At 63.7% G+C, this 26,803-nt stretch carries 21 protein-coding genes, 1 pseudogene and 1 riboswitch; of the genes and pseudogenes, 13 read left to right on the top strand and 9 right to left on the bottom strand.

Features of this window, described 5'->3' with window-relative positions:
• The first annotated feature begins 10 nt into the window (after positions 1-10).
• Positions 11-1,912, top strand: a complete 1,902-nt coding sequence (locus tag X751_RS150600; RefSeq protein WP_023744800.1) for a hypothetical protein — start codon at positions 11-13, stop codon at positions 1,910-1,912.
• On the opposite strand, the gene X751_RS150595 is transcribed toward X751_RS150600, so the two are convergent.
• Both X751_RS150595 and X751_RS150590 read right to left on the bottom strand, forming a co-directional pair.
• On the bottom strand, positions 1,909-2,784 hold the full coding sequence (locus tag X751_RS150595) for a CoA ester lyase (protein WP_023710650.1): 876 nt from the start codon (positions 2,782-2,784) through the stop codon (positions 1,909-1,911). The genes X751_RS150600 and X751_RS150595 overlap by 4 nt on opposite strands.
• Positions 2,784-3,236 (bottom strand): MaoC family dehydratase, encoded by a 453-nt coding sequence (locus X751_RS150590; RefSeq protein ID WP_023667608.1) that lies wholly within the window; start codon positions 3,234-3,236, stop codon positions 2,784-2,786. The genes X751_RS150595 and X751_RS150590 overlap by 1 nt, the downstream gene beginning before the upstream one ends.
• 151 nt (positions 3,237-3,387) lie before the next feature.
• On the opposite strand from X751_RS150590, the gene X751_RS150585 reads away from it, so the two are divergent.
• A complete protein-coding gene (locus tag X751_RS150585; RefSeq protein ID WP_023744801.1) occupies positions 3,388-4,509 on the top strand; it encodes a DUF2336 domain-containing protein in 1,122 nt (373 codons plus the stop codon).
• Between the two features lie 4 nt (positions 4,510-4,513).
• Here X751_RS150585 and X751_RS150580 read toward each other — a convergent pair whose 3' ends face one another.
• Both X751_RS150580 and parE read right to left on the bottom strand, forming a co-directional pair.
• A complete protein-coding gene (locus X751_RS150580) occupies positions 4,514-6,583 on the bottom strand; it encodes an FUSC family protein (RefSeq protein WP_023744802.1) in 2,070 nt (689 codons plus the stop codon).
• Between the two features lie 101 nt (positions 6,584-6,684).
• Positions 6,685-8,739, bottom strand: a complete 2,055-nt coding sequence (parE, locus tag X751_RS150575) for a DNA topoisomerase IV subunit B (protein WP_023744803.1) — start codon at positions 8,737-8,739, stop codon at positions 6,685-6,687.
• A gap of 257 nt (positions 8,740-8,996) precedes the next feature.
• On the opposite strand from parE, the gene cpaB reads away from it, so the two are divergent.
• From cpaB to X751_RS150525, 10 genes are all read left to right on the top strand, one after another.
• Positions 8,997-9,902, top strand: coding sequence for a Flp pilus assembly protein CpaB (gene cpaB / locus X751_RS150570; protein ID WP_023667604.1), 906 nt, complete (start codon positions 8,997-8,999; stop codon positions 9,900-9,902).
• Positions 9,903-10,022: 120 nt separating this feature from the next.
• Entirely contained in the window at positions 10,023-11,381 is a 1,359-nt protein-coding gene (locus X751_RS150565) for a type II and III secretion system protein family protein (protein WP_245265760.1), read from the top strand.
• Between the two features lie 4 nt (positions 11,382-11,385).
• The gene (locus X751_RS150560) at positions 11,386-11,652 is read left to right on the top strand and encodes a hypothetical protein (RefSeq protein WP_023744805.1); all 267 of its coding nucleotides are present in this window, start codon (positions 11,386-11,388) and stop codon (positions 11,650-11,652) included.
• A gap of 44 nt (positions 11,653-11,696) precedes the next feature.
• Positions 11,697-12,911, top strand: coding sequence for a response regulator (locus tag X751_RS150555; RefSeq protein ID WP_023667601.1), 1,215 nt, complete (start codon positions 11,697-11,699; stop codon positions 12,909-12,911).
• On the top strand, positions 12,908-14,329 hold the full coding sequence (locus X751_RS150550; RefSeq protein ID WP_023667600.1) for a CpaF family protein: 1,422 nt from the start codon (positions 12,908-12,910) through the stop codon (positions 14,327-14,329). The genes X751_RS150555 and X751_RS150550 overlap by 4 nt, the downstream gene beginning before the upstream one ends.
• A gap of 4 nt (positions 14,330-14,333) precedes the next feature.
• Positions 14,334-15,299, top strand: coding sequence for a type II secretion system F family protein (locus tag X751_RS150545; protein ID WP_023704530.1), 966 nt, complete (start codon positions 14,334-14,336; stop codon positions 15,297-15,299).
• 1 nt (position 15,300) lies between these two features.
• The gene (locus X751_RS150540) at positions 15,301-16,266 is read left to right on the top strand and encodes a type II secretion system F family protein (RefSeq protein WP_023681595.1); all 966 of its coding nucleotides are present in this window, start codon (positions 15,301-15,303) and stop codon (positions 16,264-16,266) included.
• A gap of 131 nt (positions 16,267-16,397) precedes the next feature.
• Positions 16,398-17,285: a hypothetical protein gene (locus X751_RS150535; protein WP_023744806.1), complete on the top strand. Its 888-nt coding sequence runs from the start codon at positions 16,398-16,400 to the stop codon at positions 17,283-17,285.
• Between the two features lie 95 nt (positions 17,286-17,380).
• Positions 17,381-17,827 (top strand): hypothetical protein, encoded by a 447-nt coding sequence (locus X751_RS150530; protein ID WP_245264504.1) that lies wholly within the window; start codon positions 17,381-17,383, stop codon positions 17,825-17,827.
• A gap of 161 nt (positions 17,828-17,988) precedes the next feature.
• Positions 17,989-19,158 (top strand): GGDEF domain-containing protein, encoded by a 1,170-nt coding sequence (locus tag X751_RS150525; protein WP_023744807.1) that lies wholly within the window; start codon positions 17,989-17,991, stop codon positions 19,156-19,158.
• A 12-nt stretch (positions 19,159-19,170) separates the two neighbouring features.
• Here X751_RS150525 and gcvP read toward each other — a convergent pair whose 3' ends face one another.
• The 3 genes from gcvP to gcvT are packed head-to-tail and all read right to left on the bottom strand — an operon-like array spanning position 19,171 to position 23,473.
• Complete coding sequence (gene gcvP, locus X751_RS150520) at positions 19,171-21,981, bottom strand: aminomethyl-transferring glycine dehydrogenase (RefSeq protein ID WP_023744808.1); 2,811 nt, start codon at positions 21,979-21,981, stop codon at positions 19,171-19,173.
• A gap of 17 nt (positions 21,982-21,998) precedes the next feature.
• A complete protein-coding gene (gene gcvH / locus X751_RS150515) occupies positions 21,999-22,367 on the bottom strand; it encodes a glycine cleavage system protein GcvH (RefSeq protein ID WP_023688297.1) in 369 nt (122 codons plus the stop codon).
• Between the two features lie 5 nt (positions 22,368-22,372).
• Positions 22,373-23,473 carry a glycine cleavage system aminomethyltransferase GcvT gene (gene gcvT, locus X751_RS150510; RefSeq protein WP_023688298.1) on the bottom strand — a complete coding sequence of 367 codons (1,101 nt, stop codon included), beginning with the start codon at positions 23,471-23,473 and terminating at the stop codon, positions 22,373-22,375.
• 149 nt (positions 23,474-23,622) lie between these two features.
• Positions 23,623-23,709: riboswitch (glycine riboswitch) on the bottom strand.
• Positions 23,710-23,908: 199 nt separating this feature from the next.
• On the opposite strand from gcvT, the pseudogene X751_RS1000000168595 reads away from it, so the two are divergent.
• Positions 23,909-24,903 (top strand): annotated as a pseudogene (locus X751_RS1000000168595) (hypothetical protein).
• A gap of 152 nt (positions 24,904-25,055) precedes the next feature.
• On the opposite strand, the gene X751_RS150505 reads toward X751_RS1000000168595, so the two are convergent.
• The gene (locus tag X751_RS150505; protein ID WP_023744809.1) at positions 25,056-25,847 is read right to left on the bottom strand and encodes a molybdopterin-binding protein; all 792 of its coding nucleotides are present in this window, start codon (positions 25,845-25,847) and stop codon (positions 25,056-25,058) included.
• A 1-nt stretch (position 25,848) separates the two neighbouring features.
• Positions 25,849-26,724 carry a cytochrome b/b6 domain-containing protein gene (locus tag X751_RS150500; protein ID WP_023744810.1) on the bottom strand — a complete coding sequence of 292 codons (876 nt, stop codon included), beginning with the start codon at positions 26,722-26,724 and terminating at the stop codon, positions 25,849-25,851.
• Between the last annotated feature and the right edge of the window lie 79 nt (positions 26,725-26,803).

Genomic DNA, 26,803 nt, shown 5'->3' on the forward strand with positions numbered 1-26,803 from the left:
CGCCGGCGACATGAAGAAACGAGACTCGCTGGGAACCCGGCTGCGCTACGGGTTTGACAAGAGCATGGCCGCCGGCCCTATCGCGCTGATCGGCTGGCTCGCCGTCGCTTCCCTGCTGATCATCATCGCCGCCGCGGCTTTCCTTGCGGTGACCCGCATCGCGCCGGAGGGCGGCGAACCACTGAACTTCTTCGAAGCATTCTGGGAATCGCTGATGCGCACGCTCGATTCCGGCACGATGGGCGGCGACACCGGCTGGGCCTTTCGTCTCGTCATGCTCTTTGTCACGCTCGCCGGCATCTTCGTCGTGTCGGCCCTCATCGGCGTGCTCAGCGCCGGCGTCGACAGCAAGCTCGATGAATTGCGCAAGGGCCGTTCGCGGGTGCTGGAGAGCGACCACACCATCATCCTCAACTGGTCGCCGTCGATCTTCGACGTCATCTCCGAACTCGTCATTGCCAATGCCAGCCGCCGCCATCCGCGCATTGTCGTCATGGCCAATATGGACAAGGTGGCGATGGAGGACGAGATCGCCGCCAAAGTCGGCAGACTGGGCAATACACGCATCATCTGCCGCAGCGGCGACCCGACCGACCTCTACGATCTGGCCATCGTCAACCCGCAGACCTCGCGCTCGATCATCGTGCTGTCGCCGGACGGCGACGACCCGGATTCGCAGGTGATCAAGACGGTGCTGGCGCTGGCCAACGACCCGAACCGGCGCACGGCGCCCTATAACATCGCCGCCGAGATCCGCGACGGAAAGAACGCCGAGGTCGCCCGCGTCGTCGGCGGGGCCGAGGTACAGCTTGTCCTGGCCGACCAGCTGATCTCGCGCATCGTCGTGCATTCGAGCCGGCAGTCGGGTCTCAGCGGCGTCTATTCGGAGCTGCTCGATTTCGACGGCTGCGAAATCTACACGACCGAGCAGCCTGATCTCACCGGCAAGACCTTCGGCGAGGCAGTGATGGCGTATGAGCATTGCACGCTGATCGGGCTCTGCGACCAGCAGGGGCGCGTCAATCTCAACCCGCCGTCGGAGCTGGTAATCGGCAAGGACACGCGCGCCATCATCATTGCCGAGGACGATGCCGCCATCAAGCTGGGAAGCGCCGGAGCCAAGATCGATGCCGCGGCGATTCTTCGCCATCAGCCCATCGAGGCGAAGCCGGAGCGCACGCTGATCCTTGGCTGGAACCGGCGCGGTCCGATCATAACCTATGAACTGTCGCGCTATGTCGCGCCTGGTTCGATCCTGACCATCGCCGCCGATACGCCAGGCCTCGAACAGGAAGTTACCGGGCTGCCGGTCGTCGGCGACAATCTGTCGGTTTCCTGCCGGATCACCGACACGTCGAGCAGCACAGCACTGGCAAGCCTGGACGTGCCTTCCTACGACCACGTGCTCGTCCTCGGCTACAGCGAGACCATGGCAGCGCAGCCCGCCGATACGCGCACGCTGGTGACGCTGCTGCATTTGCGCAAAATCGCAGACGATGCCGGCACGCATATCTCGATTGTTAGCGAAATGATCGACGTGCGCAACCGCGAGTTGGCGGCGGTGACCAAGGCCGATGACTTCGTCGTCAGCAACCGGCTGGTCAGCCTGATGCTGGCGCAGGCATCGGAGAACCAGCATCTCGCCGCGATCTTCGATGACCTGCTCGACGAGGAGGGCTCCGAAATCTACATGCGTCCGGTCGGCCACTATGTCGCCATCGATCAGCCGGTGACGTTCTGGACGATCGCGGAATCGGCGCGGCTGCGCGGCGAGATCGCCATCGGACATAGGCGCGTTCGCGCTGCGCAGAGTGATGAGCGGGCTCTGGGCGGCGTCACCGTCAACCCGTTGAAGTCGCAAGCGCTGGCCTACCTGCCTGAGGACCGGGTCATCGTGCTGGCGCGGGACTAAACCCCGACTGCCTTGGCGCGAGCCAGAAGCCGTTCGGCGAGCCTGAGATGCGGCCGGTCATACATCTTGCCGTCAATGCCGACCACGCCGGGATTTCCGGCCGCCTCGAAGGCCGCGACGATGGCCTGCGAGCGTTGCACTGCCTCCGCCGATGGCGTGAAGGCGGCGTTGATGACCGGCACTTGCGCCGGATGGATCGCCATCTTGCCGGTAAAGCCGTCACGCTCGGCCTCCGTGCATTCGGCTTCGAAGGCGGCCATGTCGCGAAAGGCGGGGAAAACCGTGTCGATCGCCGCGACTTCAGCTGCGCCGGCGGCAAGGATGGTCATGGTGCGGGCAAGGCGGAAGACATCGGTGTAGCGGCCGTTATCGTCGCGCGCAGCCTGCGCGCCGATCGCCGCCGACAGATCTTCGGCACCCCAGGTGAGGCCGGCAAGCCTGGCGCTTGCCCCGGCATAGGTCGCGGCGGCCAGCAACCCAGCAGCGGTCTCGGTAATGATCGGCAGGATCTTGATCGCGCCATCCGGCAATCCGTTTTCGGCCTCATGTACGCGGAGCTTTACGGATAGCTGCTGGACATCCTGGCCGCTGTTCGACTTCGGCAGCATGATGCCGTCGGGTTTGACCGGAACCAGGGCGGCCAGATCATCGTCGGTCAACCCGGTCGATAGGTCGTTGACTCTGATATAGATGGCGGAGCTTGTCTGCTGCCTGTTGCCGGCAATAAAGCGTGCTGCGATGTCGCGTGCCGACGGCTTGTTTTGTGGCGCCACGGAATCCTCAAGGTCGACGATGACCACGTCGGCGCCGGCGCCAAAACCCTTCTCCAGTTTCTTTTTGGAATCCCCGGGCACAAACAGCAGCGAGCGCATCAGGCCGCCTTTTTCATCATCATCGCCTGGCGCGTGCATTTGGCAACGAGCACATCGTTCTGATTGTAGGCGTGATGCTCGAACTCGACGATGCCGCGGTCCGGCTTCGATTTCGAGTCCCTGACTGAGAGCACCGTCGTTTCGACACGGATGGTGTCGCCGTGGAAGACCGGGTGCGGAAACACCGTCTCCTTCATGCCGAGATTGGCAATTGTGGTGCCGACGGTGATGTCATTGACGGAAATGCCGATCATCAGGCCGAGCGTGAACAGCGAATTGACCAGCGGTCTGCCCCATTCGCTCTTGGCGGCGAAGTCGAAGTCGATGTGCAGCGGCTGCGGGTTGAGCGTCATCACCGAGAACAGCATGTTATCGCTTTCGGTGACGGTCTTGCGCAGCGTGTGCCGAAAGACATGTCCGACGACGAACTCTTCGAGATAAAGCCCGGGCATCGTTTTTCTCCTCCGCTGCCTGACGGTTGATAGGCGCTGCCCATGCCACCCGCAAGCCAGTTAATAAACATGGTGAACCGTTCGTAAACCATTTCTGCCTAGGGTCATTCCTGGGGCCGGAAGCTTTCCGGCAAGGGGCGTAGCAGGCAGTATGGTTGTCTCGCATTTTCTCAAATGGATCTACACCGCGAGAGTTTCGGAGCGCGCCGCGGCGGCGAGCGCGCTGGCCCGCGCCTACGTCAATTCCGACCTGCCTTTCGAAGACCGTTGCGCGGCCGAAGCGGCGCTGACGCTGCTGCTCGACGACGCCTCGTCGAAGGTGCGGCTGGCTATGGCCGAAGCGCTGTCGATGAGCCATCACGCGCCGCTGCAGATCATCAGCGCGCTTGCCTCCGATCAGCCGGAAGTGGCAGCCCTGGTGCTGGCGCGCTCCCCGCTGCTGACGGACGCCGACCTGATCGACCGCGTCGCGGCCGGGCACAAGGCGACGCAAAAACTGATCGCCGACCGGCCGGTCGTTTCGATGGCGGTTGCCGCGGCGATCGCCGAGATCGGCGAACCGGAAGCGTGTGCGGCGCTGCTCGCCAATGACGGCGCCGATATCGCGTCGCTCAGCTTCCGCCGCATGGCCGAGCGGCATGGCCATATCGCTCATTTGCGCGAGGCAATGGTCACGGATGTGCGGCTGCCGGCCGACTGCCGGCACATGCTGCTGGTCAAGCTCGGCGAAACGCTGAAGGCTTCGCCGCTGGTGATGGCGCTGATGGGGGCGGCCAGAGCCGAGCGGGTCACGCGCGATGCTTGCGTCAAGGCTTCGGTGCGGCTGGTCGAAGGCACGCGCACTGAGGAACATGCGGCACTTATCGAACATCTGCGCCTGCGCGGCGACCTGACCGCAAGTTTCATCATCCGTGCCATTGCCCACGGCAAGGTCGACTTTTTCGGCTCGGCCCTGGTTGCGCTCAGCCAGCAGTCGGAGCAGCGGGTGCGGGCCTTGCTCGCAGGCGGCCAGGACGTTGCGTTGCAGGCGCTCTTCCGCAGCGCCGGCCTTGCCGCTTCCACCCATGGCATCATCCTGCGCGCGCTCAAAATCTGGCGCGAGGTCGCCAACGGCAAGCGCCTCGCCGGCGTGCAGGAGGTCAGCTGGCTGATGCTGAAGGAGCTTGGCGGTCCGGCCACCGAGGGCGATATCGCCGGCCTGGTCAAGTCGATCCACCTCGACGCGCTGCGGGAAAACGCGCGCGGGCATGCGCTGGCGATAGCCGCGGCCTGACGCCCTAAACTCGGTCCTTGGCGAAGAAATCCGGGAAATCCTCGATCGCGGCGGCGATGATGCGCAGCGAGGCTGCGATCTGCAGCATATCCGCACCGCCGCTGCGCTCTGAAAGGCTGGCTGCATATTGCCGGGCCACAGTGACAGTTGCTGTCTGTGGATCGCCGGTTGCGCGAAAGAGCAGTTCACGCGCGAGGCCGCGCAGGAAATTGGCGATCGAGAGCGCGGTGTCGGTAGGAGTGGACGGCCTCTGCTGCGCGGCGCGCAGGCGCAGGATTTCGAGGCCGACGGTAACGGCGGCGACCCCGCCGCCCAGGATCGCATCGCCTTTCCTGCCGGCATTTTGCAAGAGCGGCATCAGCTGGTTGATGCGGTCATAGGCCAGACTCTCGAAGGCCGAACGCCGCGGCACCCGCTCATGCAGGCACAGCCGCGCCAGATCCTCGCGCATGGCGCGCACGATGCGGTTGGCCGCGCGCCATGGATCCACCGGCAGCACCACGATGAAGACGCAGATAGCCAGCAGGATGCCGACCAGCACCGACGCCGAGCCGGCGAAGAACGGGCCTGGGGCATAGGTCATCGCCTGATGCGGGCTGAGGAAGGCGAGGAAATTGATTGCAAAGGCCGTCGCCACGCCGACGGTGCGCGGATTGGCCATGCCCAGCGCCGTCGGTACCAGGATCGGCACGACAAACAGCGTGAACCAGCCGAAGCCGGGCAAAGCAGGCAGCGCGACCTGGCCAACAAGGAAGGCAAAGGGCAAAGCCAGCAGCGTACCCTTGAAGAAGCCCCAGGACACCCGCACCGGGTCAGGCCGCGCGGCGAAAAGACTGGAGACGACCGCAACGAGGATAACGGTGCCGGCCGCGTCGGACCATTTCGTCGTCAGCCAGAAGGCGGCGACCGCCAGCGTGGCAAGGGCGGCGCGTATGGCATTGCGCGAAGCCCCGGGATAATCGCGATGCACCACCAGCGCAGGCAGCTGCATGTTGCTCCGGCTCGGGCGCGTCACCGGTGCGCGCAGGGCGTCGAGGCCGCGCAGCACCTGCTTGAAGGCTTCGGCGAAATCGGCGGCGATGGTGAGGCGCGTGATGGTGCCGACCCTGTCGTCGCCCTGATCGGTCGAGGCGTCGGGCATTTGCCGGGCCTTGCCGGCAATCGCGTCGAGCCGCGTCACCCAGGGCGACGTGTCCTCCAGCGCCTCGGGCGTGGCTGCCAGTTCGCTGACCAGCGACTGCAGTTCCGAGCGCACCGGAATGAGCGCTGCGTTTTTCGGCGCGGCGTGAGAATGCAGCGCGCGTGCCGCCGACAGCGCCGACAGAAGCTGACCGATGGTGAGGCGGACCGGATGGGCGCGGGTGGCGAAGCTCGGGGCTTCGAGCCGGGCATAGGTGCGCATCTCGGCCAGCATCTGGGCGTCCGTGATCAGCTTGCCGTGCAGGCCGGCCAGTCTCGCCGGGTCGCCGCCGGAAAAAGCGCCGCCCGCATAGGTTGCAAGGTCGAGGATGCTGCGCTTCAGCCTGGAGATGATGGCGTCAGCGGCCAGCTTGGGCAGGATCAGCCGGCTGGTCAGGCCGGCGCAGACGATGCCGAGCACGATCTCGGCGCAGCGCGCGACAGCGAGATCGACGATCACATGCGGCTGGCCGAAAGCCGGCAGCCCAATGATCATCGCGGTATAGCCGGCAAGTGCGGCGCCATAGGCTTCCGGATTGCGCAGCAGCGACGAAACCAGCGTGCACAGCCCAATCCAGACGGACAGCGCCGTGACCAGCAGCCAGGGATTGGTGCCGAAAACCGAGGTGATGCCGATCGCCGCAAGTCCACCGGCCAGCGTGCCGAGCAGCCGGTAAAAACCTTTCGCCAGCACCATGCCGGCGACCGGCTGGGCGACGATGAAGACCGTCATCATCGCCCATTGCGGGTGGTCGAGTTTTAGCGCGTAAGCAGCGAGAAGCGCGATCAGACCGGCCGAAACCGTGCGCAGGGCGAAAATCCAATCCGAGCGCGTCGGCTGCGTCAGGCCCGCCAAACTAGTTTCGAAGTAGCTCTTCAGCCGCGCCCAGATCACAAGCTGGTCTCCGTATCGGAAGCGCAGGCTAGAGCAGTTCCAGGAAAAGTGTGAAACGGTTTTCCGCCCGGAACTGCGTCAAAACGAAGAGTTGCCGGCGCTCAGATATCCAGCACTTCCGTCGCGGCGAATTCGGCGCGTTCCTGGATGAAGCGGAAGCGGGCTTCCGGCTTGGTGCCCATCAGCGCGTCGACAGCATCCTTGGTCGCGGCCACGGCGTCGATAACATCGACCCTGAGCAGCGTGCGCTTCCTCGGGTCCATGGTGGTTTCCTTGAGCTGCGCGGCCATCATCTCGCCCAGGCCCTTGAAGCGGCCGATCTCGACCTTGGCGCGGCCGGTGAATTCGGTGCGCAACAGCTCGTCCTTGTGCGCATCGTCCCTGGCATAGGCAACCTTGCCGCCTTGCCGGATCGAATAGAGCGGCGGCACCGCCAGATAGAGATGGCCGCCATTCACCAGGTTCGGCATTTCCTGGTAGAAGAAGGTGATCAGCAGCGAGGCTATGTGAGCGCCGTCGACGTCGGCGTCGGTCATGATGATCACGCGGTCGTAGCGCAAATCCTCGTCGCGGTATTTCGAGCGCGTGCCGCAACCGAGCGCCTGAATCAGGTCCGATATCTGCTGGTTGGCGGCGAGCTTGTCGTTGCCGGCGCTGGCGACGTTGAGGATTTTTCCGCGCAGCGGCAGCACCGCCTGGCTCGCACGGTCGCGCGCCTGCTTGGCCGAGCCGCCGGCCGAGTCGCCTTCGACGATGAACAGTTCGGCGCCCGCGGCGGCGTTCTGCGTGCAGTCGGCGAGCTTGCCGGGAAGGCGCAGCTTGCGCACCGCGCTCTTGCGCGACACTTCCTTTTCCTGGCGCCGGCGCACCCGCTCGTCGGCGCGCGCAATCACCCATTCCAGCAGCTTGGAGGCTTCCTGCGGATTGTCGGCCAGCCAGTGGTCGAAGGGATCGCGGATGGCGGTCTCGACAATGCGAATGGCTTCGATCGTTGCCAGCCTGTCCTTGGTCTGGCCGACGAATTCCGGCTCGCGGATGAAAACCGACAGCATGCCGGCCGCCGAGATCATAACGTCTTCGGAGGTGACGATCGAGGCGCGCTTGTTGCCGACCAAGTCGGCATAGGCCCGAAGCCCGCGCGTCAGCACATTGCGAAAGCCGGCCTCATGCGTGCCGCCTTCGCCGGTCGGGATGGTGTTGCAGTAGGAGTTGACGAAGCCGTCACCGCCGAACCAGGTCACCGCCCATTCCAGCGAGCCGTGGCCGCCCTGTTTTTCGCTCTTGCCGGCGAAGATCTCGCGGGTCACCTGGAAGTCGTCGCCAAGCGATGCCTTGAGATAGTCCTTCAAGCCGCCGGGGAAATGGAACTCCGCCTTGGCGGGCGTCTGGTCCTTTTCCTTGATCAGCGATGGGTCGCAGCTCCAGCGGATCTCGACGCCGCCGAACAGATAGGCTTTCGAGCGGGTCATGCGATAGAGCCGCGCCGGCTCGAAGGCGGCGCCCTTGCCGAAAATCTGCTCGTCGGGATGGAAGCGGATTTTGGTGCCGCGCCGGTTGTGCACTTCGCCGAGCTGCTCCAGCCCGCTCACCGGAACGCCGCGCGAGAACCTTTGGCGGTAAAGCTGGCGACCGCGCGCGACTTCGACTTCGAGATGGTCCGACAGCGCATTTACGACCGAGACGCCGACACCGTGCAGACCGCCGGAGGTCTCATAGACCTTGCTATCGAACTTGCCGCCCGAATGCAGCGTCGTCATGATGACTTCGAGCGCCGGCTTCTTGAATTTCGGATGCGGATCGACCGGAATGCCGCGGCCATTGTCGGTAACGGTCAGAAACCCGTCGGCCGACAGCTCGACATCGATGAAGGTGGCATGGCCGGCGACCGCCTCGTCCATCGAATTATCGATGACCTCGGCAAACAGATGGTGCATCGCCTTGTCGTCGGTGCCGCCAATATACATGCCGGGACGGCGCCGCACCGGCTCCAGCCCCTCCAGCACCTCGATGTCGGCGGCGCTATAGCCCTCGCTGCCGTCCTTGGTCGCGGCAGGACGCTTCGTGGCCTGCACCAGCGGGTCGGCCGGGCGCTCCGGTGTCCGAGCCGGTTGGGGCTGCTTTTCCAGATTGCCGAAAAGATCGTTGTTGTCGTCCATGCCTGCCATAGAATCCGGTGCCGCGAATCACCCGTCGATACTGCCACGCTTTTCGGCGCCAAGCGACGGAAGTTCCTGTTACGTTCGGGGATTAAACCCTTCTTATCCTAAAACCTTTCGATAACCAAGCTGGCGGAAATAGGTCCCTGCGGAGCGGGCGCGATTCCTGAATCTTTAACAAAGCGGCCTAGCGTCGCCTCAACAAAACAAAAGACCACGAATGTCAGGGGTTGGTTGTGAGGGGCAAGGCCATAACGATGATTGGCATCGCTGCCGTCTTCGGCGCGATTTCAATCTTTGCCGCGGATTTCTGGGTGAAAAGCCAGGCCAAGGCCGATGCCGAAGAGAAAACGGCGTCGATCCCGGCGCCCGCCGTCCCCAAGATCGTCTTCAAGACCATCGTGGTGGCCAACGCGCCGTTGCGTTACGGCATGGAGCTTGACCGGGCGCAGCTCAGCGAAATCCCATGGTCCGAGGATTCGGTGCCGCAGGGCGCGTTCACCACAGTCAATGCATTGCTCGCCGAAGGCAGCCGCGTGGTATTGTCGCCGATCGAGATCAACGAGCCGGTGCTGATCAGCAAATTGTCGGGGCCGAACGGCCGCGCGACGCTATCCAACATGATGACGCCCGGCATGCGGGCGGTGACAATCCGCACCGACGAGATCGCCGGTGTCGGCGGCTTCGTCATGCCGGGCGACCGGGTCGACGTGGTGCTGACACGCGATGCGGGCGAAATCCAGGAAGTGGCCAAGAACGCGCAGGGCGCTGCCGGATCGACCGTTACCTCCGAGATCGTCGTCTCCGACGCCAAGGTGCTGACCGTGGGGCAGGGCGCCGACGAGCGCCAGACCACACCGCAGATCGCCAATTCCGTCACCATCGAGGTGACGACCGAAGGCGCGCAGAAAGTGGCGCTTGCCCGCACCGTCGGCACCTTGTCGCTGTCGCTCCGCTCGGCCGCAGACGGAGGGGCCGCCAAGGACGGCGTCACCACCATCTCGTCCTTCGGCGGATCGGTCGCCTCCGGCGTCCAGGCCGCTGCCGGCGCGCTGTTCACTGCCGCGACCAAGGAGCCTGAGAAGCCGAAATTCAAGACGATCATCGTGACGCGCGGCACGCAGGTCGAAGAATACCAGGTTCCTGCGCGGGACCAGCAATAACTGCCGGTGGGGACCGGGCGAGGGACGGGACAGATGTCGGGACTTCATGCATTTCGAACTACGAAAGGGCTGCGCCCAATGCGGGCGCTTGCGGTGGGGGCTTGCCTGGCCGCGGCCGCAATGCTCGGCCTCAGTGCGCCAGCCAAGGCCGACAACGATATCGTCCATGTCTCGTCGACAACGAATGCGTCGATCAAGGTAGCCAAGGGCAAGCCGAAGACGGTCATGACCAATGCCGCCTTCTACCAGATCGTCATCGGCGATCCGGAGATCGCCAACGTCAATCCGCTGACCGACAAATCCTTCTATGTGCTGGGCAACAATCTCGGCACCACCGGCATCGCGCTGTTCGACGAGAACAAGCAGTTGGTCGGCACCGTCGACATCGAGGTGACGCTGGACACCGACCAGCTGGCCAGCACCATTCGCGCCAGCGTGCCGGACGCCAAGATCAAGGTCGGCTCGGCCAATGGCCGCGTCGTGCTGTCGGGCGAGGCCGATGACGCGGTCGCCGCCGAGAAGGCAAGCAAGATCGCCAGCCGCTTCTCCGGCAATGAAGAAGTGATCAATTCGGTCAACATCTCGTCCTCGCAGCAGGTTCAGCTCAACGTCCGCTTCGTCGAGATCAATCGCCAGGCCGGACAGGATCTCGGCGCCAAATACAGCGCCAATTTCGCTTACGGCATTGGCGGGCGCGACGTCACCCTCGATCCTGGCACGGTGCCGGGAGCCAGAAATGGCGAGATCATCGGCCGGCTGCTGTCCAACGGCCTGTCGATCGACGTCGCCATCAAGGCGCTGGAGGAACGTGGTCTCGCCAGGCGGCTGGCCGAGCCGAACCTGATCGCCCGCTCGGGCCAGACGGCAAGCTTCCTCGCCGGCGGCGAGTTCCCGATCCCGGTCTCCGAGGACAATGGCAAGATTTCCGTCAGCTACAAGAAATACGGCGTCAGCCTCGACTTCACGCCGACGGTTCTCAAGGACGGGCTGGTGAGCCTCGACATCGCGCCGGAAGTGTCCTCGATCGACGCTTCGGCCTCCTACAATATCGGCAATATCTCGGTCCCGGGCTTTATCGTGCGCCGCGCCAAAACATCCGTCGACCTGAAGAATGGCCAGAGCTTCATGATCGCCGGCCTGCTGCAGTCACAGAACGACATTACCACATCGCGTCTTCCCGGCCTCGGCAAGCTGCCGGTGCTCGGCTCGCTGTTCTCCTCCAAATCCTATCAGCGGCGCGAGACCGATCTGGTGATCATCGTCACCCCCTATCTGGTCAAGCCGGTCGATCCGTCGAAGAAGCTGCTCGAGCCGACCGACGGCACGCAGCCGGCCAGCAATGTCGACTATTTCCTCAACAACACCGAGGAAGTGAAATCGTCCGAAGCCAATCGTGCAGTGGCAATGGCCAGCGGCAGTACGGCACAGCCGGCCGCGGTCACCACCGTCGGGCATTTCCTCGACCTGCCGAAGGATTGAAGCCATGCGCGTGGAATCATGCATCGCCCTGCTGATCGCCGGCCTCGCCGGCGGCTGCACCAGCGACGACTATGTCCGCTCCGAGGGACCGACGATTGCCGCCGGCAACGCACAGGCCGCCAATACGGCAATGCAGATGGTCGATCCCTGGAAATACGGCGTCCAGAACACCAGGCTGCTGGTGCCGGCGCAGCGCGGTGAGGCGGCAGTCAACGCCGCCGACCAGGCTGCTGCCGCCAAGGCCGTGCAACCGACAGCGACAACCGATTGATTTGCCCGGTGATTTGACCGGGAATGACCTGACAGGCTGACAAAATGGCAAGCGGCATCAAGACCAAGAAGATCCTGCTGGTGTCCAGCGACCGGACCTTTGCGCAGGATACGCGCACCGCGTTCGCGGCCTCGGAGGTGATCCAGCTTTCGACCGTCGAGAAGAACATTACCGAACTGCGCGGCGAGGTCCAGGAAGCCGATTTCGGCGCGCTCATCGTCGACATGGATGCGGCAAAGCTGGAAGAGATCGAGTCGCTGCAGCGCATCATGCGCCGGCTTGAAGGCCGCGTTCCGGTGGTCGTCGTCACCCAGGAATTCAACGCAGCCGCAGTGCGTATCCTGGTGCAGCTCCAGGTCGCCGATTTCCTGGTCAAGCCGATCACCACCGCCGATCTGGTGCGGTCGGTCGTGCGCGCGCTGCAAGGGCCGGGGCGCGAGGAAAACACCGAGTCGCAGATCTATACCTTCATGCCGGCCGCCGGCGGCGTCGGCACCACGACGCTGGCGCTGCAGACCGCCTTCCAGCTGCATCATTCGGTGACGCGCGGCGCGTCGACCTGCGTGGTCGACCTCAATTTCCAGCAAGGCGCCTGCGCCGAATATCTCGACCTCGAGCCGCGCTTCGACATCACCGAAATCGAGAACCAGCCCGAGCGCCTCGACCGTCAGCTGCTGGATGTGATGCTGTCCAAGCATGCGAGCGGGCTCTGCGTGCTGGCGGCGCCAACGCATCCGTCGGAAATGCGCTCGTTCAAGACCGATGTCGTGGTGCGCATGCTCGATCTCGTCTCGGCCTATTTCGATAACGTCGTCATCGACATGCCGCGCACCTGGTTTCCGTGGACGGAGACGGTGCTGCTCGGCTCCAACAAGCTCTACATCGTCGCCGAAATGACGGTGCCATGCCTGCGCCACACGCAGCGGCTGATCCAGGCGGTCTACGAGACGGCCGGCAAGGAAGTGAAGCCGAACGTCATCGTCAATCGTTTCGAGCAGAAGATGTTCGACAACGGCATCAAGCAGGCGGATGTCCAGGAAATCCTGGGCGAGCATTTCGTCGGCGGCATCTCCAACAATTACCGGCTTGTGCGTGAAGCAGTCGACCGCGGCGTGCCGCTGCATGAGATCGACCCGAACGCCAATGTCGTCAACGATCTGAAGAGGATCATCCTGCCGGAAGAAGCCGTGGTGACGCCGGAGAAATCGCGCTCGCTGTTCGGCATCGGCAGGGGCCTCCTGAAGAGGAAAGCCGGATGACCAGCCGCTTCTCGACCCTGCAGAACCGTGACGTCCGCGCGCTGAAGCCGGCCGAGGCGGCGCCGGTCGCGCATCACGCCGTGGTCATCCCGACGAACCGCAAGGCCTTGCCGCCGAAGCCGGAGACAACACCGGGAAAAAGCGCCAACAAGGTGCTCGATGCCCGCGTGCGCATCCACCGGCTGCTGCTCGAGGAAATCAACCTGGTCGCGCTGGAGCGCCTGCCCAAGGATGAGATGCGCCGGCAGGTGCAGGAGTTCGTGTCGGAAAAGACCCGCCAGGAGCGTATGGCGATCAACACCGTCGAACTTGAAGCACTGGTCGATGACATCGTCGATGAGATGGTCGGCCTCGGCCCGCTGGAACCGCTGCTCAAGGACCCCGACATCAACGACATCCTGATCAACGGCCACCAGAACTGCTTCGTCGAAAAACGGGGCAAGCTGCAGCAGGTCCATATCCCGTTCAAGGACGAGGCGCATCTGTTGCGCATCGTCAACAAGATCGTCGCCGCCGTCGGCCGCCGGGTCGACGAATCGCAACCGATGGTCGATGCCCGCATGCTCGACGGCTCGCGCTTCAACGCCGCCATTCGCCCGGTCGCCGTCGACGGGCCGCTGGTGTCGATCCGCAAGTTTTCAAAGAACAAGCTCGGCCTGCACAAGCTGGTCGAGTTCGGCGCCATCACCCAGAATATGGCCGAGGTGCTGGCGGCGGCAGTCCACGCCCGCAAGACGACCATCATCTCGGGCGGCACCGGCACCGGCAAGACGACGATGCTCAACGCATTGTCAGCCTTTATTCCGGAAGACGAACGGTTGATCACCATCGAGGACGCGGCCGAACTGCAGCTGCAGCAGCCGCATGTCGCGCGCATGGAAACGCGCCCCGCCAACATCGAAGGTCATGGCGAGCTGAAGCAGCGCGACCTGGTCAAGAACGCGCTGCGCATGCGCCCTGACCGCGTCATCCTCGGCGAGTGCCGCGGCGAGGAGGCCTTCGACATGCTGCAGGCGATGAACACCGGCCATGAAGGCTCGATGGCGACCATCCACGCCAACACGCCGCGCGACGCCATTTCGCGCCTCGAGCAGATGCTGGGCATGACCGGCATGCCGATGACGGTGCAGTCGATCCGCAGTCAGATCGCCAGCGCGCTCGACCTTATCGTCCAGCTGACGCGACTGTCGGACGGCAAGCGCAAGGTGACCAGCGTCGCCGAGGTGACCGGCATGGAAGGGGACGTCATCCAGATGCAGGAGATATTCCGCTTCGTGCGCACTGGCATGGAGGCCGACGGCAAGATCCTCGGTCACTACGAGGCGACCGGCATTCGCCCGCGTTTCCTCGAGGACCTGCGCAATATGGGCATTGAATTCCCCGGCAAATATTTCGAACCCGGCCGGCCGCAGGAGTAGCCGGGTGTTCGAGAATTTCAGCCCGATCTATGTCGTTTATGCCGCGGCAGCGCTGACCGGCATCATGATCGCCGAAGGCTGCTATCTGCTCTATGCCGGCCGCAGCGACAAGCGCCTGGCCATCAACCGGCGCATGAGGCTGCAGGAAAACAAGATCAGCCAGGAACAGGTGCTGATTCAGCTGCGCAAGGAACGCGGCCTCGATTCCGGCACGTCATTCTTCTCGCCCGACCGTTTTCGCGCGCTGCGCACGCAGTCTGGCATGGTGATGCCGTTGCCGAAATTCCTGACGATGACGACGGGCGTGGCGCTGGCCATGATGCTCGTCGCGCTCTGGTACGGCCTGCCGCTGTTGCTCGCCATTTTGCTGTTTGTGGTGCTGACAGCGCTGCTGCCGGTGATTGTGCTGCGTTCCAAGCGTGCCCGGCGGGTGAAGCGTTTCGGCGTGCAGTTGCCGGAGGCGCTGGAATTGATCACGCGCGGCTTGAAGGCCGGGCATCCGGTTCCGGTGGCGATCTCGATGGTGTCGCGCGAGATGTCCGATCCGATCGGCACCGAATTCGGCGTTATCTCCGACGAGGTGACTTATGGTTCCGACCTGGTTTCGGCGCTGAATTCACTGTTCGACCGCGTCGGCCAGGAGGATCTGCCGCTGTTCGTCACCGCGGTTTCCATCCAGACGAGTTCGGGCGGCAATCTGCGCGAGATCCTCGACGGGCTGTCGACGACGATCCGCGAACGCGGCAAGCTGCGCCGCAAGGTGCGCGCCATTTCGACTGAGGGTCGTATGTCGGCCTATATCCTGACGGCGGTGCCGGCACTGCTGTTCGCCACCATCATGGTGATGATGCCGCAATTCTATCAGAGCGTCTGGGATGTACCGAAGACGTGGTATCTGCTGGGCGGTTCCGTGACATGGCTGATGCTGGGCAACATCATCATGTTCAAGATGTCGAACTTCCGGTTCTGAGATGGAGCAGATGATCCAGTTTCTTGCATCGCTGGCGCCGACGTCGCTGATGCCGGTAGCCGCGCTGCTGCTGGTGTTGGGTGGCAGCGCGGTGGCATGGCCGCTCGTGGTAGCCAAAGGCGACCGCAACGATCTCAAGCGCCGGCTCAAGATCGACGACAGCAAGACTCCCCAACAGGCCGAGGCGGCGCCGAAGAAGAACCAGAGCGTCGTGCGCGAGAAGGCGGTGAAGCGGGCGCAGGAATTCTACGCCAAGAGCGATCCGGAAAATGTCGCCCGGTTGCGTATGAAGCTGATCCAGGCGGGCTATATGGAGCCGCGCGCGATCGGCACATTCTTCCTGATCCGCTTCGCCTGCCTGGTGGGCGCAACGATCGGCGCGTTCCTGGTCAACCATTGGATGGGCAGCGCCGATTCCACCGCGACCAGCCGCTGGACCTTCATCATCCTGTCGGGAGCCGCCGGCTATTTCGTGCCCGGCCTGGTGCTCAGCCAGAAGGTGCGGGAAAAGATGCGCGAATACCGCAACGGCTTTCCCGACTTCATGGATTTGATGATCGTCTGCTCCGATGCCGGCATGAGCATGGAGGCAGGCATCGAGCGGGTCTCGAAGGAACTGGCCAAGACCTATCCGTCGCTGAGCCAAAACCTGCAGCTGGTGTCGCTGGAACTCAGGGCCGGCCGCAGCCTCGACGATGCCTTGAAGGCGCTCGCCGACCGCCTCAGCTTGGACGAGGTGCGCTCCTTCGCCACGCTTTTGCAGCAGTCGAAGGAACTCGGCACCAGCCTTGCCGGGGCGCTGCGCGTGTTCTCCGACGAAATGCGCCACAAGCGCATGTCGCTGGCCGAGGAGAAGGCACATGCCTTGCCGGCCAAGATGTCGGTGCCGGTGGTGGTGTGCATCCTGCCGGTGGTGCTGATGATCGCCGTCATCCCGATCATCGTCAAAATGACGGCGGTTCAGTAGATACCTAGGGGATTGCCCGGCGGCTTCTTGCGGTTACTCACTCCAACTACGCTTCATCTGGATGTCGAAACCCGGCCGGTTCGGTCGCTCTCCTTCGGCAAAATCCGCAAAGCAAAATGAGTGAGCCGTCCATGCGAATAGTCTTGTGCACCGCTTTCCTCGGCCTGGCCGCCACCAGTCTGTCGCCGGCCTCGGCCGCGGCCGACGATTGCGGCGATGCTGCCGCCCTGGTGCAACAGGCCTATCCCAGGGCCCAAAAGAGCGCAGACGGCGCCTCGTTCACGCTCGAACCCCATACCAGCATCGCCGTGACGCTCCCGGATACGCCGTTTGGCCTCGTCTGCAAGATATGGCCTGCCCATGACGATCTGTTGCTGGTCGCGGTGCCGCTCATCGACAGCAGCCAATCCAGCGACGACGGGCATGTCGGCGATGTCGACCTTCTGGTCGTCGACAGGAAGACCCGGCAGGTGCGCCAGCGCCTGCTCCAGCCCGGGCTGATGACCGATGATGCCATCGCCATCAACAAGGTCGAATTCGATACCGGCCGCTATGGCCTGGCGCCCGGTGTCACCGGCTTTGGCCTGCGCATCCAAATGGCGAGCCATTCGCGGCCCAATCCCTTCAGCGAAACCGACCTGCGACTCTATGCCCTTGACGGCGGTGATCTGCGCCTGGTGCTCGACGGCATCATCGTGGCCGGCTTTGGCGGCGAAGGCGACACCAATTGCTCAGGATCCTTTCAATCCAGCCGGGTCAGCCTGGCGATGAGCCCGGCGAGACATCACGGCTATCACGACATCACAGTGTTCGAGCGGTTGGACACCGACAATCCGTCTGTCGACAAGAATGGCGAGTGCCAGTCCCATCCCGGAAGGTCCATGAAACGAACCTACCGGCTGCGCTATGACGGCAGCCGCTATCAGTTTCCGGCGGGGCTCAAGTCGATGGAGCCGGACCCTCGGCTGGTTAATGGCTGGTGTGCCCGAAACCAAATTTTAGGGGCGTTTCAGCACTGAAGTTTAATTGCCCTGTTGTAGTCTGCCTCCTGAAGAACGACCCGGTAAATCGGGCGATTGGGGCCAGGGGCATGCGTCACAGAAGTTTCACGGCAATGGCCGCGCTAGCGGCCGTCTTGATGGTCGGCGGCTGCACGACCGACAACGTCGACAAAACCAAGACCACATCGATCCAACCGGTGGCAAAAGACGTCAGCACCTCCGACCTTGCGCAAGGCAAGGCGCAGTTCCGCGAGGCCAATTACGGCCTTGCCGAACAGCATTTTCGCAAGGCCGTGGAACTGAAGGCCGACAGTGCCGAGGGATGGATGGGGCTTGCCGCCTCCTATGACGAACTCGGCCGGTTCGACTTCGCCGACCGCGCCTACGACCAGCTTTTGAAGGTTGCCGGGCGCAAGCCGCAGATTGTCAACAATATGGGCTATTCGCAGCTGCTGCGCGGCAACAAGAAGAAGGCGAGAGCGCTGCTCATGGAAGCAAGGGCCGGCATGGCCGACCCGAGCGTGATCAACGCCAATCTGGCGCTGCTCAACAAGGGCTGAGACTAGGGACACTCGCGTGCCGAGCTTCGCGGGACGGCAGTCGACGCTTTGTAAACCCTGTCGGCAGGTTGCTTTGAAAACCGGCCGAAAACGGTATCTCCGGCCGGTTGCATGCCTATGATGCGCCACAAATCGAAGATCCCAAAGGTTGCCGCTCATCCATGCTGGATTTCAGTTCGCTATTGCTGGCGGCTGCGCTGTCGGGCACATGCCTGAGCGTCACCATGTTTGTGATCTGGTTCACGGCGCCGCGTGCACGCTTCGTGCTGACGGTTGCGTGCGGCATTCTCGTCCTTGTCGCCCACGTCATCGTCTTCTGGCGCTACACGAGGGAGCCCAGTCCGTTGCTTTGCCAAGCGGCGCTGGCGCTGCTCAGCCTCGGTTTCCTGGCGCTTTCACTTTCGGCCATGCAATATCTTGGTGTGCGCAATTACAGCCGCGCTGTCCTGCCGGCCCTGCTCGCGATGGCCGTGTGCGCCGGCGTCACCTATCTCGGTTTCGATGGTGTCGCCTTCATCCTCACCTATGCGACGGTAACAGTGCTGCTCGCCTCGATCGGGATGATGTTCTGGATCAAGGGCGGTCATGATCGCGGCATTCTGCTGGTCGTTTCGGCGCTAAGCGGCGTCTGTGGCGTATCCTTCGGGCTCTGCGGCGCCGTGCTTCTGGTCAAGGGCCAGTGGGTGCTCGGCGTCGCACCCGACAATTGGGCCGAGCGGTTGAATTCGGTCGTGGCGGTCGCCTGCATGACGGCTCTCGGCGCGCTGACGCTGTCGCTGCATCATCTGCAGGCACAGATCGAACTGAAGGCCGAGACCTTGACCGACCCGTTGACCGGGCTGATGAACCGGCGGGCTTTGAACTCGCTTTATGGCGAGCACGTCTTCGGCCCGTTCATGTCGGTCGCCATGTTCGACCTCGACGACTTCAAGCGGACCAACGATGTCTATGGCCATCCCGTCGGCGATCGGGTGCTCTGCCGTTTCGCCGCTGTCATCAAGAAGTATGACAGGGTTGGCGTCGACGCCTTCCGGCTGGGCGGCGAGGAGTTCGCGTTGGTCATGTCGCGGATGACTGAGGACAAGGCCTACGATCTCGCCAGCAGGATCGGCGTCGCCTTCGGCACGGAAGTGGTGCCGACGCCGCGCGGGCCGTTGCGCAGTAGCGTCAGCGGTGGCATTGGCTTTGGCAAGGAAGACGGCAGCAGCCTCGAGGACGTCCTGGCCGAGGCAGACAAAGCGCTTTACGCGGCCAAGCACGCGGGGCGGAACCGCGTGCTTGTGCTGAACCGGGTAAGCAAAGCCGACGGACCGGCCCTGCGCTCAGCCTGACAGGCCAGAGTGTTATTCGGCGGCGCCGAGATATTCCGACAGCGGCGGGCAGGAGCAGACGAGGTTGCGGTCGCCGGCGACATTGTCGATGCGCGAGACCGGCGGCCAGTATTTGGCCGCTGTATCGACATCGCCGGCGGGGTAGGCCGCTTCCAGCCGCGAATAGGGGTGGGTCCACTGGCCGGCAAGGGTTTCGGCCGCCGTGTGCGGGGCATTGACCAGCGGGTTGTCCTCGAGCGGCCATTCACCCTTCGCCACTTTCGCTGCCTCGCCGGCAATGGCGATCATCGCCTCGCAGAACCGGTCGAGTTCGCGCTTGGGCTCGGATTCGGTCGGCTCGACCATCAGCGTGCCGGCGACAGGGAACGACATGGTCGGCGCGTGAAAACCGTAATCGATCAGCCGCTTGGCGATATCGTCGACGCTGATGCCAGCGCTCTCCTTGAGCACGCGCGTGTCGACAATGCATTCATGCGCGATGCGATCGTGCCTGCCCTTGTAGAGAAGCGGGAAGTGCGGCGCGAGCCGCGTCGCCACATAATTGGCCGAGATGATCGCCGTCTCCGTCGCCTGCTTCAGGCCGGCGGCGCCCATCATGCGGATGTACATCCAGGTGATCGGCAGGATGGAAGCGCTGCCGAACGGGGCAGCGGACACGGCATGCGCCGAACCTTCGGTGACATGACCCGGCAGATAGGGTTTCAGATGCGCCCTGACGCCGATCGGACCGACGCCCGGACCGCCGCCGCCATGCGGGATGCAGAAGGTCTTGTGCAGGTTCATGTGGCAGACATCGGCGCCGATATCGGCGGGCCGCGCCAGGGCGACCAGCGCGTTAAGGTTGGCGCCGTCCAAATAGACCTGGCCGCCATGTTCGTGGATGAGAGCGCACAGGTGGCGCGCGCCTTCCTCGTAGACGCCGTGCGTCGAGGGATAGGTGAACATCAGAGCTGCGAGATTCTTGGAATGCTCGTTGGCCTTGGCCCGCATATCGTCCATGTCGATATTGCCGTCCTCCAGGCAACGCACGACGACGACGCTCATGCCGGCCATCGCCGCACTCGCGGGATTGGTGCCATGCGCGGACTGGGGGATCAGGCAGATGGTGCGATGGCCTTCGCCACGCGAACGGTGATAGGCGCGGATGGCGAGCAGGCCGGCATATTCGCCTTGGCTGCCGGCATTGGGCTGCAGGCTGACGGCGTCGAAGCCGGTGATCTCCGCCAGCCAGCCTTCCAGCTCGCCGACCATGGCGCGATAGCCGGCCGAATGGCTGGCCGGCGCGAAGGGATGGAGGTTGGCGACAACAGGCCAGCTGACCGGCATCATTTCGGCCGCCGCGTTGAGCTTCATGGTGCAGGAGCCCAGCGGGATCATGGTGCGGTCGAGCGCCAAATCCTTGTCGGCTAGCCTGCGCAGCAGGCGCATCATGTCGGTCTCGGAGTGGTTTTCGCGGAAAACCGGCTGGGTCAGAAACTCCTTGCCGCGCGGCTTGCCGGGCATCGCGCCCGCCTCAGTAGCGCCGGACTTGGCGCCGAACAGGGCGGCGATAGCCTCGAGATCCGCCTCGGTCGAGGTTTCGTCGAAGGCGATGCTGATGCGGTCGGCATCGATGACGCGCAGCAGCCGGCCACCTTTTTCAGCGGCAGCGGCGATCGAAGCTGCCTTGCCCTTCACTTCGGCTGTCACCGTGTCGAAACGGCTTGAGCCGAGCACGGAAACACCAGCGGTTTTCAGGCCTGCTGCGAGGCCGTTGGCGAGCTCATGGATGCGGGCTGCGATCGCCTGCAAACCAGTGGGGCCGTGCCAGATCGCGTAGGCGGTCGCCATGTTGGCAAGCAGCGCCTGCGCGGTGCAGATGTTGGAGGTCGCCTTGTCGCGGCGGATATGCTGTTCGCGCGTCTGCAGGGCGAGGCGATAGCCGGGACGGCCCTTGCTGTCGATCGACTGCCCGACGAGGCGGCCGGGCATCAGCCGGGTCAGCTTGTCGGAGACGGCGCAATAGGCGGCGTGCGGGCCGCCAAAGCCCATCGGCACGCCAAAGCGCTGCATCGGGCCGACGGCGATGTCGGCGCCAAGCCTGGCCGGCGCTTCGGTCAGCGTGAGCGCAAGCGGATCGGCGATGAAGACGACCACGGCGCCGGTGGCGCGAGCCTTCTCGATCGCCGCCTTGTGGTCGCCATAGACGCCAAACGTGTCCGGCCAGGAGACCAGCAGGGCGGCGGTGTTGTCGTCGATGGTCTCGCCATCGATCTCGATGCCGAGCGGCTCGGCGCGGGTGCGCACGACGTCCAGCGTCTGCGGATGCGGCGTGCCGGCTAGCGCCACCTTGGTGCGCTTGTCGCGATGATGGCGCAGCGCGATGCCGACCGCTTCGGCCACCGCCGTCGCTTCGTCGAGCAGGGAAGCCGAAGCCACCGGCAGGCCGGTCAATTCGGTGACCAGGGTCTGGAAGTTGAACAGCATTTCCAGGCGGCCCTGGCTGATCTCGGCCTGGTAGGGCGTATAGGCGGTGTACCAGGCCGGGTTCTCGAACAGGTTGCGCTGAATGACCGGCGGCACATGGACGCCGTGATAGCCGGCGCCGATGAAGCTCTTCAGCACCCTGTTTCTTGCCATGGTCGCAGCCAATTCGGCCAGCGCTTCGGCTTCGCTGGCCGGCGCGGGAAGGGCCAGCGGCAGATCGAGGCGGATCGACTGCGGCACAGCCTGGCTGATCAGCGTCTCGACGGAGGGAACGCCGATCACGGCAAGCATGGCTCTGACGTCGTTTACATCAGGACCGATGTGGCGGGCCGAGAAGGGGGTAAGTGCTGCGCTCATGGCAATAGGTCCTGATGTCAACCGATATGGGCTTTGTAGGCGGCCTCATCCATGAGGCCTGCGAGTTGGCCTTCGTCGGCGAGCTTCATCTTCCACAGCCAGCCGTCGCCGGTCGCAGCGGAGTTGACCAGCGACGGGTCCGAGGACAGCGCGCCGTTGGCGTCGGTGATCTCGCCATCAACCGGCGCATAAACATCGGATGCCGCCTTGACGGATTCGACGACCACGGCGGTGTCGCCCTTACTGAGTTTGGTGCCGATTTGAGGCAGTTCGACGAAGACGAGATCGCCAAGCTGTTCCTGCGCATAGTCGGTTATCCCGACGGTGGCGATGCCTCCCTCGACGCTCAGCCATTCGTGATCTTGTGTGAAATAGGTTTTTGCCATCGGAATTATCCTTTGCGGTAGCGATGAGGAGTGAAGGGCAAGGAACTGATATCGACCGGGATTTTCGTCCCGCGAACGTCGGCGAACAGTTTCGTGCCCGGCTTGGCCAAGGCCGTTGACACATAGCCCATGGCGACGGGATGGCCGGCCGACGGGCCGAAGCCGCCTGATGTCACGTAGCCGGTCGGATCGCCGTCGGCATCGAACAAAGCAGCGCCGGCGCGCACCGGCTGGCGGCCGTCCGGCTTCAGGCCGACGCGCTTTTGCGACGGCCCGCGCTCCAGGATGGACCGCAGCGCATCGGCGCCGATGAAGGACCCGCCGGCGCGGAGATCTTTGGGGATCGCCCACATCAGGCCGGCACTCGCCGGATCGATCTCCGGCGTGATGTCCTGGCCGTGCAGGCACAGGCCGGCCTCCAACCGCAGCGAGTCGCGGGCAGCAAGGCCGATCCACAACACACGCTCGTCCTCGAGCAGTTTCGTGACCAGAGCGCGCGCATCCGCCTCCGGCAGGCCGATCTCGAAGCCGTCCTCGCCGGTGTAGCCGGAGCGGCTCATGAACCAGTTTTGCTTCGGCTCGATGCCATGCATGAACAAGAGTGAGCCGGTCTCGATGCCGGCGCGGGACAAGGCAGCCCAGGCTTCCGGCCCCTGGATCGCCAGGAAGACGCGGTCGAGCGCATCGACTTTGACGTCGAAGTCCGCGGCCAGCGCACGCAAATGCTTCTCGTCCTCGACCGCATTTCCGGCGTTGGCGACCACCATGAAGCGCTCGGCGCCGAGCCGGGTGACGATCAGATCGTCGATGATCCCGGCGGCCTCGTTGAGGAAGAAACTATATTTGGACTGTGAAATCTCAAGCGCGCCGGCATCGAGCGGACTGGCGCGGTTGAGCAGTGCCGCAGCGCCCGGTCCGCTGACAGCGAACAGCTTCATATGCGAAATGTCGAACAGGCCGGCATGTTCGCGGGTGTGAAGGTGCTCCTTCATCACGCCGGCCGGATAGGTCAGCGGCATCGACCAGCCCGCAAAGGCGCCAAAGCGTGCGCCGGCGGCGGTGTGCAGATCTTCGAGAGGAAGGTGTTTGGTGTCGTCGCCCGTCATGTCATCTCCAGAGTCGCACGCAATCGGCCGCTGCTGGCGACCAGTCCGTGCCCCTCTGTCTGAAGCCTGAGAGACTCGCGCAACCGGAACTCTGTCGGCGACGCTTACACCTTCGGCGCGGGGGCAAGCCCCGACTTTCCAGAGTGTCTTTCCCGTCTACGGTTCTTTTGCCTGAGAGATTTCGGGCGATTTCCCCTTCGGCGACAGCTCGCGCTGCTCTCTCCCGCAAACAGGTAGGACTCAAAACTTAAGCCCTCGACGCGCCATCCATAGCTTGTCGGCGACACCTTGTCACCTGCCAGCGACACGTAAAGCGCGTCGTCTTTACAGTCTTCGCTAACCACGCCGTTTGCCGGTTTTTCAAGACAATGGCGATATTCTGGGCTGACGGTTTGGCCGGCAATTGCGTTGGGCACGGCGGATGGGGATTGACAGATGGGCGAACGGATCGGGAGCGCGCCGGTGGCGGGGCTGGCCTCCAAGGACCGCATCACGGCGGAAGATGTCGTCATGCTGCGTCGCGAAGTGTTCGCTGACGGCGTGGTGACGCGCGGCGAGGCTGAAGGCGCTCGATGCGACAGCGACGGACAAATGCCCGCAATGGCCTGAATTCTTCGTCGAGGCCGTTACCGACTACATCGTCTACCAGGAAAAGCCGGCAGGCTATATCTCTGAAGACAATGCCGGTTGGCTGATCCAGACCATCTCGCGCGACGGAATGGTCGACAGTGTGACCGAACTGGAGCTGCTGGTGCATGTGCTGGAAAGGGCGAAATCATCGCCCGGCCGGCTCTCCGCCTATGCGCTCGAGCAGGTCGCCAACGCGGTGGGTCGACGGCAAGGGACCACTGATGCTCGGCGGCGCGCTGGTTCCCGGGCTGGTCGCCAAGGCAGAGGTCGATCTGTTGCGCCGCATTCTCCATGCCTATGGCGGCGACGGCAACATTGCCATCACACGGGTTGAGGCCGAGGTGCTGTTCCAGATCAACGAGCAGACCGCAGCGGCCCACAACGACCCGTCCTGGAACGACCTGTTCGTCAAGGCGCTCGCCAATTTCGTCATGTGTTCGGCCGGCTACGAAGCGCCGACGCGCGATGTGGCGCTGCGTCGTGACAGTTTCTTGGACCAGGCCGAGCCCGAAATTGGTGGCTTCTTCAGCCGCATGGTGTCGGGCGGACTGGCCGGCATCATGGAAGCCTATCGTTCGCCCGGCGATATCGAGGCCGAATGGGAGTCGAAGAACCGTGCCGCCGAGGCACTCGCGCGCCGCGCCGAGACGATCGAAGCCAGCGAGGCGAAATGGCTGGCCGATCGCATCGGCACCGACCGCCCGCTGCGTGACAATGAACGCGCGCTGCTGACGCTGATCAAACTCGCCTCGCCCGAGATACATCCGGCGCTCAAGCCGCTGCTCGACAAGGTTGCTTAAGCCGCGCCGTTTTCTGCGACCGGTTTGCAGAGGACGGTATTGGAGTGTCTTCAGGCCAATCGCCAAGTTTGGCCACGCGCTCGAAACCAGCTTCCTCAGGAAAGCTCGGTTCGGTCGGAGTCAGATCGTGCTCGGTCAGAATGCGAGGCCCATCAAATCCCGCCATACCAGTCATAGCCATTGTCTTCCCAATAGCCGCCGCGGCCGCCGCCGATATTGGCAAAACTGTCGACGAGCTCGATCTTGTAGAGATACTTTGGCATCTTGTAGCCGAGCTGTCGTTCGACGCGCACGCGCAGCGGCGCACCGTTTTCGACCGGCAGCGGCTTGCCGTTGAGGCCGTAGGCGAGGATCGTCTGCGGGTGGCGGGCATCGATCAGGTCGATGGTGCCGTAATATTTGATTTCCCCGGAGAGGCTGCGATCGATCGTATCGAGGCAGTGGAACATGACATAGCGGGCCTGCGGCTTGACCACAGCCAGGTCGAGCACCAGCGACAGCGGGGTGCCGGTCCATTTGGCGATGCAGCTCCAGCCTTCGACACAGTCGTGGCGGGTGATCTGCGTGCGGCTCGGCATGTTCTCCAACTGCTCGCGGCTGAGCGACAGCGGCTTTTCGATCAGGCCCGTTACCTCCAGCCGCCAGTCGGCGAAATTGTTGGCGAGCAGGCCCTTGTAGGTGTCATCCTCGGGCGCGGTGACGCCGTTCGGCCGCTGCGGCTGGCGGATGTCGGCCTCGGTGAATTCCGGCGCCAGAGCATCGCGGCCGGCAAGCCAGCGTTGCGCGCGGTAGGTCAGGCCATTGGCGTTTTCGAGGAAACTGCGCAGGCCGTCACCCATGCCGAGCTGGCTGTCGAAGGCATCGCAGCCCGACAACATGATGCCGGAAACGCCGAGGCCGGCGCCCGTTAGGAACTTTCGGCGGCTGATCTGGAATTTGGCCATCTCACGCACTCCTCTCGGTGTCGCCATGCCTTGGCGGATCGGAGCGGTACCAGCCGGTGATGATCGAGCGCAGTTCGTTGATCGGGCCGGCGGCGAGGATCATCATCATATGGACGATGAAAAAGCCGACCAGCAGCACCATCACCGTGAAATGGATGGTGCGCGCCGTCTGCCTTCCGCCGAGCAGTTCGTTGAGCCAGGGCAGCACCGAGTTCATGCTCGGCGACATGGCAAGGCCGGTGATGATCATGAGTGGCAACAGCACGAACAGTACGCCGCCATAGGCCATTTTCTGCAGCGTGTTGTATTCGCGTGTGTGGTGGAACCTGAGCTTGGCGTGCTCGATGATGTCCTGCGGCAGCCGCTTGAGATCGTCAAGGCGCGGCGCCAGATCGCGGCGCAGATGGCCGTTGACCAGGCTGGCGACCAGCCAGACGACCAAGGTGGTTGTCAGTATCCAGGCGAAGAAGAAATGCACGACGCGGGCGGTGCCGAGATCGTAATAGGACGGGATTGTCGCCCAGGACGGGAAGGCACGCGACGTTTGCTGCCCGGCCGGGCCCGACCAGCCGAGCACGCCTGTGGTGTCGAAGCGATGGCCGAAGATTTCGGTATAGCCGCGCGGGCCGGTGGCGGTGTTTTCGGCGCCGATGGCAAAGACGGTGTTGTTGTACTCGAAGCCGGATTGCTTGCCGATGTAGAGCTGCGGCCGGGCATTGAAGATCTGCAGGCCGGACAAAAGCATGAAGAACAGCGAGATCGCCCACAGCCAGTGCGTCAGGCGGGTCCAGCGCGATTGCCGGTAGATCAGCGTCGCATCCTTCGTTGAGGCGGCATCGACGCCTGCGCCGGGCTGACTCATGGTAATGGTTTCCATCTTTTCCTCGCCTCCGGCTGCGCGATCCTGGGATGGCCGCGCTCGTCCTTGTCCTCCCAATACGTCGCTATCGAAAGCG

Source organism: Mesorhizobium sp. LNJC394B00 (genome assembly GCF_000502555.1).
GTDB lineage: Bacteria > Pseudomonadota > Alphaproteobacteria > Rhizobiales > Rhizobiaceae > Mesorhizobium.